General features: G+C 69.0%; 8 protein-coding genes. 6 read left to right on the forward strand and 2 right to left on the reverse strand.

What is annotated here, in order from left to right; all coding sequences use genetic code 11:
• Nucleotides 1-5: 5 nt before the first annotated feature.
• Nucleotides 6-4,886, reverse strand: a complete 4,881-nt coding sequence (locus tag E3O44_RS04735) for an NAD-glutamate dehydrogenase (RefSeq protein ID WP_134532901.1) — start codon at nucleotides 4,884-4,886, stop codon at nucleotides 6-8.
• A 268-nt stretch (nucleotides 4,887-5,154) separates the two neighbouring features.
• On the opposite strand from E3O44_RS04735, the gene E3O44_RS04740 reads away from it, so the two are divergent.
• From E3O44_RS04740 to E3O44_RS04750, 3 genes are all read left to right on the forward strand, one after another.
• Complete coding sequence (locus E3O44_RS04740; protein WP_166792540.1) at nucleotides 5,155-6,039, forward strand: neutral zinc metallopeptidase; 885 nt, start codon at nucleotides 5,155-5,157, stop codon at nucleotides 6,037-6,039.
• A gap of 65 nt (nucleotides 6,040-6,104) precedes the next feature.
• On the forward strand, nucleotides 6,105-6,998 hold the full coding sequence (locus E3O44_RS04745) for a DUF4190 domain-containing protein (RefSeq protein WP_134532905.1): 894 nt from the start codon (nucleotides 6,105-6,107) through the stop codon (nucleotides 6,996-6,998).
• Nucleotides 6,999-7,102: 104 nt separating this feature from the next.
• Nucleotides 7,103-8,080, forward strand: a complete 978-nt coding sequence (locus E3O44_RS04750) for an NAD(P)H-quinone oxidoreductase (protein ID WP_134532907.1) — start codon at nucleotides 7,103-7,105, stop codon at nucleotides 8,078-8,080.
• Between the two features lies 1 nt (nucleotide 8,081).
• Here E3O44_RS04750 and E3O44_RS04755 read toward each other — a convergent pair whose 3' ends face one another.
• Entirely contained in the window at nucleotides 8,082-8,444 is a 363-nt protein-coding gene (locus E3O44_RS04755) for a DoxX family protein (RefSeq protein WP_134532909.1), read from the reverse strand.
• A 170-nt stretch (nucleotides 8,445-8,614) separates the two neighbouring features.
• Here E3O44_RS04755 and E3O44_RS04760 point away from each other — a divergent pair, with 170 nt between their 5' ends.
• The 3 genes from E3O44_RS04760 to E3O44_RS04770 form a co-directional block, all read left to right on the forward strand.
• Entirely contained in the window at nucleotides 8,615-9,016 is a 402-nt protein-coding gene (locus E3O44_RS04760; RefSeq protein ID WP_241976030.1) for a winged helix-turn-helix transcriptional regulator, read from the forward strand.
• The gene (locus tag E3O44_RS04765) at nucleotides 9,013-9,684 is read left to right on the forward strand and encodes a nucleoside/nucleotide kinase family protein (RefSeq protein WP_134532911.1); all 672 of its coding nucleotides are present in this window, start codon (nucleotides 9,013-9,015) and stop codon (nucleotides 9,682-9,684) included. The genes E3O44_RS04760 and E3O44_RS04765 overlap by 4 nt, the downstream gene beginning before the upstream one ends.
• 80 nt (nucleotides 9,685-9,764) lie before the next feature.
• Nucleotides 9,765-10,779 (forward strand): HNH endonuclease family protein (locus E3O44_RS04770; protein WP_134532913.1); only part of this gene is annotated, 1,015 nt, incomplete at its 3' end.

Genomic DNA, 10,779 nt, shown 5'->3' on the forward strand with positions numbered 1-10,779 from the left:
CCTGCCTACCGCCGCACGATCGAGCGCAGCAGCCGCATCGCCACCGAAAGCGACGCCATGTCGTCCTGGCCGAGGGCGTTGACCTCGTCGAACACGCTGCGTGAGCGGGCGAGCTTTTCGGCGTTGAGTGCCTCCCAGGCGAGGAGACGGTGCTCCGCACTTCCCGCATCCGTCGCCTCGAGCACGGCCGTGGTGATGTCGGCGACCGTCGAGTAGAGGTCGTCGCGCAGGGCCGCACGGGCGAGGGCCTGCCAGCGGTCCGTGCGCGGCAGCGCGGTGATGCGCTCGAGCAGGTTGTCCACGCCGAACCGGTCGTAGACCGTGTAGTAGACGGAAGCGACATCCCCGAGCTGTTCGCCGGACTGCGCCGCGATCTTCACGACGTCGAGCAGCGCGAAGGCCTCGAAGAGCTGGGTCCAGCGGTGACCGAGGCCGGAGGGCAGGCCCCACTCCTCCGCCTTGGTGAGCAGCGACCCGAGCCGGGCCTGGTCGGCGCCGCGCACGTAGTCGCCCAGGTGCGCGCGGACGAGCGCGATCTGCGGCTTGTACCGCGCCACGACCTCAGCGACCGACTGCGAACCACCGTGGTTGACCTGCCAGCGCACGGCCCGGTCGAGCAGTCGGCGGATGTCGAGGTGGATCGCCGTCCAGTGCGCCGTCGGGAACGACTTCGGCAGGGCACTGAGTTCGGTGACCATGGTCTCGAGCTCGAAGATCTCCCGCAGCGCGACGAACGCACGGGCGATCGCGGCGGGGGTCGCGCTGGTCTCCTCCATGGCCCGGAAGGCGAAGGTCACTCCCCCGAGGTTGATCATGTCGTTCGCGACGACGGTCGCGATGATCTCCCGGCGCAGCGGATGCGTGTCGAGCTCGGCGTCGAAGCGTTCGGCGAGCTGGCGCGGGAAGTACCGGCGGAGGGTGCCCCGGAACCAGGGGTCGTCCGCGAGGTCACTGTCCCGCAGCGCGGTCGCGAGCTCGATCTTGGCGTATGCGGCGAGCACCGCCAGCTCGGGCGAGGTCAGCCCCTGGCCCCGGTCGATCCGCTCGTGCAACTCCGTGGTGGTCGGCAGCGCCTCGAGCTCGCGGTTGAGGTCACCGGATGCCTCGAGCGAGTCCATCAGGCGTTCGTAGCTCGGGCTCCAGCTCGCGACCTTGACCCGGTCGTTCAGCAGCAGGATGTTCTGGTCGACGTTGTCTTCCAGGACCAGCCGGCCGACCTCGTCCGTCATCGCGGCGAGGAACTCGGGGCGTTCCGCGGGCGTGAGCCTGCCGGCCGCGACCATCCGGTCCACGAAGATCTTGATGTTGACCTCGTGGTCTGAGCAGTCCACGCCGGCGGAGTTGTCGATCGCGTCCGTGTTGAGCACCACCCCCGCCAGGGCCGCCTCGATGCGGCCGCGCTGGGTGAAGCCGAGGTTGCCGCCCTCGCCGACGACCTTGACGCGCAGGTCCCGTCCGTCGACCCGGATGGCGTCGTTCGCCTTGTCGCCGACCTGCGCCGCGGTTTCGGTGCTCGCCTTGACGTACGTGCCGATGCCGCCGTTGTAGAGCAGGTCCGCGGGTGCCGTGAGGATGGCGCGGAGCAGTTCCGGCGGGCTCAGGTGCGTGACGTTCTCCGGCAACCCGAGCACCGCGCGCACCTCCGCGGAAATCGGTACCACCTTGGCCTGCCGCGGGAAGACCCCGCCGCCCGCGCTGATCAGGCTCGGATCGTAGTCCGCCCAGGAGGACCGGGGCAGTTCGAAGAGCCTGCGCCGTTCGGCGAAGGACACCGCGGGGTCGGGGTTCGGGTCGAGGAACACGTGCCGGTGGTCGAAGGCCGCGACGAGCTTGACGTGCTCGGAGAGCAGCATCCCGTTGCCGAAGACGTCGCCGGACATGTCGCCGATCCCGACGACGGTGAATTCCTCGTTCTGGGTGTCGAGGTCGAGCTCACCGAAGTGGCGCTTGACCGATTCCCAGGCGCCGCGGGCCGTGATGCCCATGGCCTTGTGGTCGTAGCCGATCGAGCCGCCGGAGGCGAACGCATCGCCGAGCCAGAAGCCGTATTCGGCGGAGAGGCCATTGGCGATGTCGGAGAACGAAGCGGTGCCCTTGTCGGCAGCGACCACGAGGTAGGAGTCGTTGTCGTCGTGGCGCACGACGTTCTCCGGCGGAACGACCTGCTCACCGGCATCCGTCAGCACGAGGTTGTCGGTCAGGTCGAGGAGGCCGCGGATGAAGGTCTTGTAGGCGTCGATGCCCTCGGCGAGCCAGGCCGCGCGGTTGACCGCGGGGTCAGGCAGCTTCTTCGCGAAGAACCCGCCCTTGGCGCCGGTCGGCACGATCACCGCGTTCTTGACCGTCTGCGCCTTGACGAGGCCGAGCACCTCGGTGCGGAAGTCTTCGCGCCGGTCCGACCAGCGCAGCCCGCCGCGGGCGACGGTGCCGAAGCGCAGGTGCACGCCCTCGACACGCGGCGAGTACACCCAGATCTCGAACATCGGCTTCGGGGACGGCAGCGCTTCGATGCGGCTCGGGTCGAGCTTGATGCTCAGGTACGGCTTGTTCTGGAAGTAGTTCGTGCGCAGCGTCGCCTCGATGAGGTTCAGCAGCACTCGCAGCACCCGGTCGGCGTCGAGGGTGGCGACCTGTTCGATGGCCGCGGCGAGCTGCGCACGCACCTCCTCGGTGCGACGGATGCGTTCGGTCTCGTCCCGCGCGGGATCGAACCGGGCCTCGAAGAGGTCGACGAGCCCGAGCGTCACGACCGGGTTGGCGAGCAGGGTGTCGCCGATGAAGTCGTAGGAGTTGGTGTTGCCCATCTGGCGCAGGTACTTGGCGTAGCTGCGGAGGATGACGACGCGGCGCCAGGGCATGCCCTCGCGCAGGACCAGGCGGTCGAGGCCGTCGGACTCGATCGCCCCGCTGACCGCTGCGCCGAAGGAGTCGGCGAGCAGTTCGCCCGTGCCGAGCGGGTCGACGCCGGCCGGGTAGCGCAGGCCGAGGTCATAGAGGAAGAACTCGCGCGCGTCGGAGGTCTTGATTTCGAAGGGCACCTCGTCGAGCACCTCGATGCCGAGGTTCTGGAAGTACGGCAGGATCTGGCTGAGGCTCTGCGACTCCATCATGTAGAGCTTCACCCGGGCATCTTCAACCGGGCGCTCGGCGGCGTTCGGCGAGAGGTACACGTGCACGCTCGGGCGCGGCGAACCCGTCACGGATGCCGCGGCATCCCGGGCCGCCGCAGTCTTCAGGCCCGCAGCGTATGCCTCGAATCGGCCGATGTCGACGAGGGCGTCCTCGACTTCGTAGTCGACCCGGTAGCTCGGCGGGAAGGCCTCGGCCCAGAGGCGAGCGAGCCTGGGGTCGTGCAGTTGCTCGGTGATCCCCTCCGCCCAGGACCGGACGGCCATGGCCAGGCGGGGTTCGAGTGCCGCGGCCGCTGCCGCGACGTCGTCGGCCGTTCCGACCGTGGCCGTCTTCGGCAGGCGGATCCGGTAGAACAGCCGGGCGAGGGTGGACTCCGTCATCCGGGCCTCGAAGTCGAGGGATTCCGCACCGAAGGTATCGGTGAGTTCCTTCTCGATCCTGAGCCGCACCGCCGTCGTGTACCGGTCGCGCGGGAAGTAGACGAGGGCGGACATGAACCGGCCGAACAGGTCCGGGCGGAGGAAGAGCCGGGTGCGCCTGCGCTCCTGCAGCCGCTGGATGGCGACGGCCGTGGCGACGAGGGTGGGCACGTCGATCTGGAAGAGCTCGTCGCGGGGGTAGGTCTCGAGGATGCCGAGCAGGTCCTTGTCGCTGTGCGAGCCCGGCGGGAAGCCGACCTCGCTCATCACGGCATCGATCTTCTCGCGCAGGATCGGGACGTCACGCACGGAGCTCGTGTACGCGCTCACGGCGAAGAGGCCGATGAAACGCTGCTCCCCGTTGACGTTGCCGTCGGCGTCGAAGCTCTTGATGCCGATGTAGTCGAAGTAGGCCGGGCGGTGCACGCTCGACCGGGAGTTGGCCTTGGTGATCACGAGGGCGCGCCGTTCGCGGGCCATCCTGCGCCCGGCATCCGTCAGGTGCTGGATCTCGTGCCCGTCCTGCACGTTGCGCAACAGGCCGAGACCGCTGTCGTCGCGGATGCTGAGCACATCCTCGCCGTCGATGGACTCGAGGTCGTATTCGCGGTAGCCGAGGAAGGTGAAGTTGTCCTGGTCGAGCCAATGCAGCAGGTCCCTGGCCTGCACCAGGTCCGGGATGCCCTCGGCGTGCGGCACGGTGCCGAGCGCGTCGGCGATCTCCCGGGCCTTCGAGCGCATCGGGCGCCAGTCGTCCACCGCGGCCCGCACGTCGCGGAGCACCCGCGAGATGCCCTCGACCAGGCGCTCGCTGGCCCCGACGCTCGCGCGGTCGATCTCGATCGCGATCCACGACTCGAGGTGCGGCGAGTCTTCCGCGGTGCCGAGCAGGTGGGAGATGTCGGGCATCGCGGACGTGTCACCGCTCGAGACGCCCACGTTGACCGGCATGCGGGTGACTCTGACGAGCTCGTGGGTTTCCTTGTTGCGGGTGACGATGAGCAGCGGGTGCACGACGAGGTGGATGGCCGCATGCTGGCGGACCAGCTCGGCGTTGACCGAGTCGACAAGGAACGGCATGTCGTCGGTGACGACGTAGAGGATGCTGCGATCGGCTTCGGTGCGGATCTCGACGTTCGCGGTCTTCGGCGGCCGGGTGCGGGCCACCTGCCAGTGGCTCTCCGCCCGGGCACGCAGCGTGGCGGGATCGTACTCTCGGGCATCATCCCCGAGGTGCTCGTAGTAGTCGGCGACGAAGCCGGACGAGGACCCAGAGGACGCCGCCACGGCGGACGCCTGCTCTGTAGACAATTCGGACGAGGATTTTGACGACATTGACAAAACGCACCCATTCACTTCTGGTCTCCGCTCACTGGTGAACGTGGAGAGCGGTTGGACCCCCATCGTAGTTTCGTTCCCGGATGTCCGCACATCGCCCCTCCTTCCCTCTCCCCGACGGTGTGCGACGGGACCTATCGAGCGGCTGTGAGTCTGCCTATACTCGCGAGAGTTGACATTCGGGCTCCACGCCGCGAATCGGATGATGTCGCTCCGGTCGCTTCTGAAAACACGACAAACGCACTCCACAAGGGAGTCCACCGCCATGAAACTCACGTCTGCTCTGCGTGCCATCGCCCTGATGTCGGTCCTCGCCTTCGCGGGAGGAGGCGCGGTGACTGCGGTCGCCGCGACTCCCGGCGGCGGGCTCGCCGCGGCATCCGCCGGCCAGGGTCCGGCCCGCAGCACGGTACCGGGCGGGGCACTCCAGGCCGTCGTCGGCTCAGCGCCCTCGGCGATCACGCCGACGGGCACCTCGGGGACGCCGGGAATCGGGGGCGGGCCGACGGCCAATATCGCGGGGTCGAGCGGCACGATGAAGGACTTCCTCGTATCGGTGCTCGGCGACGTGGATGCCTACTGGACCGGCGTCTGGACGGACGACGGCCGCCCCGCACCCTTCGTGACGTATGCCTTCCCCGCAGCGGGCGAGGTCGTGCCGTCACTGTGCGCACCGGGTTTCTCCGACGACATGAGCGCGTACTACTGCCTGTACGACGACAAGATCACGGTGTCGCAGAGCCTCGCCCAGAAGATCTGGGACGGCACCCTGTACGCGAACACCGACGGCACCAGGACGCACACCACCGGGGACTTCTCGGTGGCCTACGTGGTCGCGCACGAGTACGCGCATGAGCTGCAGAACGAGCTCGGCATTTTCACCTCGGCCGGCTCGATCTACCCGGTCTACAAGATCGAACTGCACGCCGACTGCTGGGCCGGGGTCTGGGCGAAGTCGGCGGAGGACGAGGGGATCCTCGACGCGGGCGACATTGTGGAGGCCGGCCAGACGACCCTCGACCTCGGCGACTACGCGTTCGACAACCCGCAGCACCACGGCACCCCCGAGCAGCGGAACGAGGCCTTCCTCGCCGGGTACGACGGCGGCAGCGAGGGGTCGTGCGACGGCTGGCTGAACGACACGTACTGAAGACTCCCCTAAGTGGGGGTAGTCAGGAGTAGTTGAAAATAGCGGGACGCTGCAAGGCTGGATGCATGTCCGATTCACAGCAAACATTGAGTTCACCCCCAGAATTCGGCGGAAGCAACGTTCCACCCGCACCCCCGGTGCCCCCGGTCGGTCCCGCGCCGCTAGCGCCCGCAAAGAACACCTTCGGCCTGGTCTCCCTCATCGTCGGCGCCGTCGCCTTCGTGGGCGCGTTCATCCCGATCATCAACTACGTGTCCGGGTTCGCGGCGATCGCCGGGCTCGTCTTCGGAATCATCGCCGTGACCAGGAAGGGCAAGCCGAAGGGTCTCGCGAAGGGCGGGATCGCGGCATCCGCTGTTGCCCTTCTGCTGTCGATCGTGCTCGCGATCGTCTACACGATCGGCTTCGTCGCCGCCGTCAATGACGCCCAGCACGTGAAAGCCGGTGCCTCGTCGGGCGATTCGTCCGGCAACAGCCTGACCGATCCTACCGAGGTTCCCTCGAACGAGGGCGAGGTCGGAACCCGCACGAACCCGGCCCCGATCGGCACGACGATCGCGACCACCGCCAACGGCGAGCCGGAGTACGAGATCACCCTCGGCGCCCCGACCCTCAACGCCGACGTGATCGTCGCCGCTGAGAACCAGTTCAACGACGCCGCACCCGCCGGCATGCAGTACGCCATGCTGCCGATCACGGTCACCTATCGGGGCACCAAGACCGGCACCCCGTGGATGGACCTCGACGTGTCCTTCGTGTCGGCTGCCGGCACCACCCACAGTGAGATGGACAGTTCGGTCGTCGGCCCCGCGCCGCTGTCCGACATCAACGAGCTCTACCCGGCCGGAACGGCGACCGGTAACGTCGTGATCGCCATCCCGACAGCGGATGCCGCGACCGGCACCTGGGTCATCTCGCAGTCGTTCAGTGACGAGAAGTTCTACTCGGCAGCACAGTAGGCTCACCCGCGCGCGGCCACCGGACCCGCGCGCGGCCACCGGACCCGGGCTCGGGCGGCCGTCGGCCCCGGCCGCGTCCCAGCGGCGGCTCGTAGGATGAGGGCATGCGCGCAATTCTGGTACCCGTACCCGGAGGGCCGGACGCCCTCACCCTCTCGACAGTGGCCGACCTGGAGGTCGGGCCCCGGGACATCCGCATTCGGGTCGCCGCTGCCGGCGTCAACCGGGCGGATGTCTCCCAGCGGCAGGGCTACTATCCCTCACCCGCAGGGGCGCCGGTCTGGCCGGGTCTCGAGGTGTCGGGGATCGTGACCGAGGTCGGTAGCGCGGTCACGCTCTTCGCCGTCGGCGACCGGGTGTGCGCACTGCTCGCGGGCGGTGGCTACGCGGACGAGGCCGTCGTGCACGAGGAACTCGCCCTGCCCGTTCCCGACGCGATCGACCTCGTCGACGCGGCCGCACTGCCCGAGGCGCTCGCGACAGTCTGGTCGAACGTGTTCCTCGCCGCCGGGCTGCAGAGCGGCGAGACGCTGCTCGTGCACGGCGGAGCAAGCGGAATCGGCACGACCGCGATCCAGCTGGCGCGGCTGGCCGGCGCGCGCGTCGCCGTCACGGCCGGCTCCCCCGAGAAGCTTGCGGTCTGCCGCGAACTCGGCGCCGACATCCTGATCGACTACCGCAGCCAGGACTTCCCCGCCGAGATCGACCGGGCCACCGATGGGCACGGCGCCGACGTGATCCTCGACATCATGGGCGGCTCATACGCGGCGCGCAACGTCGCCGCGCTCGCCCTCGACGGGCGGATCATGGTGATCGCCAACCAGAGCGGCCAGGACGCCGTCTTCAACCCGATGTACCTCATGCAGAAGCGCGGCCGGTACTGGGGCACGACCCTGCGCGCCCGGCCGTTCGCCGAGAAGGCCGCGATCATCGCCGCCCTCCGCACGGATGCCTGGCCCTGGCTCGAATCAGGAGCATTCCGTCCCGTGATCGACAGCCGGTACCCGTTCAACGATGCGGCATCCGCGCATCGCCGGATGGAGGCATCGGCCCACGTGGGCAAGATCGTGCTCGTGCCCTGACTCAGGCGAGGAAACCCAGGATCGCGACGGCGGCGGCGAGCGCGAGCAGGAAGACGTTGACGCCGAGCGAGGACCGCTCGCCGCGCCGCACGTGCACCCTGATGGCGCCGATCTGCAGCAGCACGAGTCCGATCGCGGCGATCGGGGTGAAGACGGGCGCGATTCCGGTGGCGAGCGGCAGGATTACGCCGAGCGCGCCGAGCAGGCCCAGCGCACCGATCAGGGTGACCTGCGGTTCGGTGAAGTCCTCGACCCACGGCATCATCGGCTGCAGCTGCGCCTTGCTGCGGACGACCTTGATCCCCCCGGCCATGATGTAGACGAGGGTGAGGAGGACCGCGGTGATCCAGAGGGCGAGAGTCATGGCATCCGTTTCGTTGAGTTTCCGGTGTTTGTCTGGGAGTCTGGCAGGTGTGCCGCACCGGTGATTGTTACGATTCGTGCCTAACGGCACGAGTGGTTACTTTTATACCGCACGGGGCCCACGCACAGCTCTGTGCCTTGGGCACACGAAGGTAAGAAATGGAGTTCCGCATGACGACAGCCGACGTACACACCGCCCGGATGGACGACATCTGTTCCGGCGCGGGCGATGACGGACGGGTCGTGCGCGACCTGCTCGAGCATCTCGGCGACAAGTGGACCCTCCTCGTGGTCGGCATGCTCGAGGACGGCCCGATCCGGTACTCCGAACTCAAGAACCGGGTGCCCGGCATCTCCCAGCGGATGCTGACGCTCACCCTCAAGAAGCTCGAGCGCGACGGTCTCGTGCGCCGGGAGAGCTTTGCGGAGATTCCGCCGCGGGTCGAATACGACCTCACGCCGCTTGGCCACACCCTGCTGCCACCGGCGCTCGCCTTCGCGACCTGGGCCAGGGGCAGCTCTGCGGAGATCCTCGCCCGCCGCGCCGAGTTCGACGCGCGGGTGACCCGGTGACCGGGACGGGAGCGGGCTCCCCGCCCGTGATCGAGGCCACGGTCGATGAACTCGCAGCGCGCGTGCGCCGGGTGCTCGCCGGGTCCACCACAGTGGCACCGCGCATCCTGCTGGGGCTCTGCGGCGCACCCGGCTCGGGCAAGTCGACTCTCGCCGCCGCGCTCGTCGAGCTGCTCGGTGCCGGGACCGCCGTGATCGTGCCGATGGACGGATTCCATCTCGCGACCGACCTGATCCGCGGCACGCCGCTCGCCGAACGCCGCGGCGCGATCGACACCTTCGATCCCGGCTCGTACCTGTCGCTGCTCCGCCGGCTCCGCGCCCGCGACGAGGACGTCGTCTACGCCCCCTCGTTCCGCCGCGGCCTCGAGGAGCCGATCGCGGCATCCATCGCCGTGCCTCGCAGCGTGCCGGTCGTCATCACCGAGGGCAATTACCTGCTTGCCGACGCTCCCGTCTGGCGCGAGCTGCGCGGCGAGCTCGACGCGGTCTGGTTCGTCGACGTTCCCGATGCGGTGCGGCTCCCCCGGCTGATCGGCCGGCACGTGCGGTTCGGGCGCGACAAAGCGGATGCCGCGGCCTTCGCCGCCGGAAGCGACCAGGCCAACGCAGACCTCATCGAACGCACGCGCGACCGGGCCGACCTGATCCTGCGCCTCACCGACTGAGCCGCATTCGGAACGCCCCGGAGTGGGTGTGGGGGCGAGCCTCCGGTTACGCCTAGGCTCAGGTGACCCGGAAGGCCGCCATGACGCCCGCACCACAGAAACCCGCCACCTTCGAAGCGAAGATCCGTCGGTTCGTCGGTTCACTCAGCATCCGCTCCCGGGTGATCGGCGGCGTCGCCGGAGTGCTGCTCGTCACTCTCGTCGCCGGTGGCGTCGCCGCGGCCACGCGCCCGGGCGGCGGGCAGCTTGCCGACACGTCGGCGGCGAGCGCGAGTGCCACCCCGGCCAGCTCCAGTTCGGTCGCGAAAACCACGGCCACGGCCACGCCAGCGGCCGCGGCATTCACCGCGGAATCGCCCGCCGACCCGACGAGCGTCACCGCGGCCTCGGATGCCGCCACGGTCGCGATCACCGACACCTCGGTGACCAATACTCTCGCCGTCACCCTGCTCGCGACACTCGCGGTGAAGGGCAAGGCGCCCAAGACCGGGTACGACCGAGTCGGCGACTTCGGCACCGCCTGGCTCGACGTCGACCGCAACGGCTGCGACACCCGCAACGACGTGCTCAGCCGCGACCTCACGAGCGTCGTCAAGTCCGGCAGCTGCAAGGTCATGACCGGCACCATCGTCTCCCCGTACACGAACGCGACGATTTCCTTCGCGCGGGGAGCGTCGACATCCGCTCTCGTGCAGATCGACCACGTCGTACCGCTCGCGAACGCGTGGCAGACCGGCGCGCAGCAGCTCAGCCAGGCGCAGCGCGTCTCGCTCGCGAACGATCCGCTCAACCTGCTCGCGGTCGACGGGCGCTCCAATGAACAGAAGAGCGACGGCGACACCGCGACCTGGCTGCCCGCGAACAAGTCATACCGGTGCCACTACGTCGCCCGGCAGATCTCGGTGAAGGCGACCTACGGTCTCTGGGTGACACAGGCCGAGCGGGATGCGATGACGCGCATCCTCGACACTTGCCCCAGCGAGCCGGCCCTCACGTCCGGATTCGCGCCAGCACCGGCGCCCGTCGCGGTCGTCGCCCCGGCCCCCGCTGCACCCGCTCCCGCCGCCGCCCCGGCCCCCGAGCCCGCTCCGGTCG

This window comes from Cryobacterium algoricola (assembly GCF_004402485.1).
Classification (GTDB): domain Bacteria; phylum Actinomycetota; class Actinomycetes; order Actinomycetales; family Microbacteriaceae; genus Cryobacterium; species Cryobacterium algoricola.

Excerpts from the sequence above, each read along its gene's own strand:
- E3O44_RS04750 (WP_134532907.1), top strand. The coding sequence starts at position 7,103 with ATGCGCGCAATTCTGGTACCCGTACCCGGAGGGCCGGACGCCCTCACC.
- E3O44_RS04740 (WP_166792540.1), top strand. The coding sequence starts at position 5,155 with ATGAAACTCACGTCTGCTCTGCGTGCCATCGCCCTGATGTCGGTCCTC.
- E3O44_RS04760 (WP_241976030.1), top strand. The coding sequence starts at position 8,615 with ATGACGACAGCCGACGTACACACCGCCCGGATGGACGACATCTGTTCC.
- E3O44_RS04735 (WP_134532901.1), bottom strand. The coding sequence starts at position 4,886 with ATGTCGTCAAAATCCTCGTCCGAATTGTCTACAGAGCAGGCGTCCGCC.
- E3O44_RS04745 (WP_134532905.1), top strand. The coding sequence starts at position 6,105 with ATGTCCGATTCACAGCAAACATTGAGTTCACCCCCAGAATTCGGCGGA.
- E3O44_RS04755 (WP_134532909.1), bottom strand. The coding sequence starts at position 8,444 with ATGACTCTCGCCCTCTGGATCACCGCGGTCCTCCTCACCCTCGTCTAC.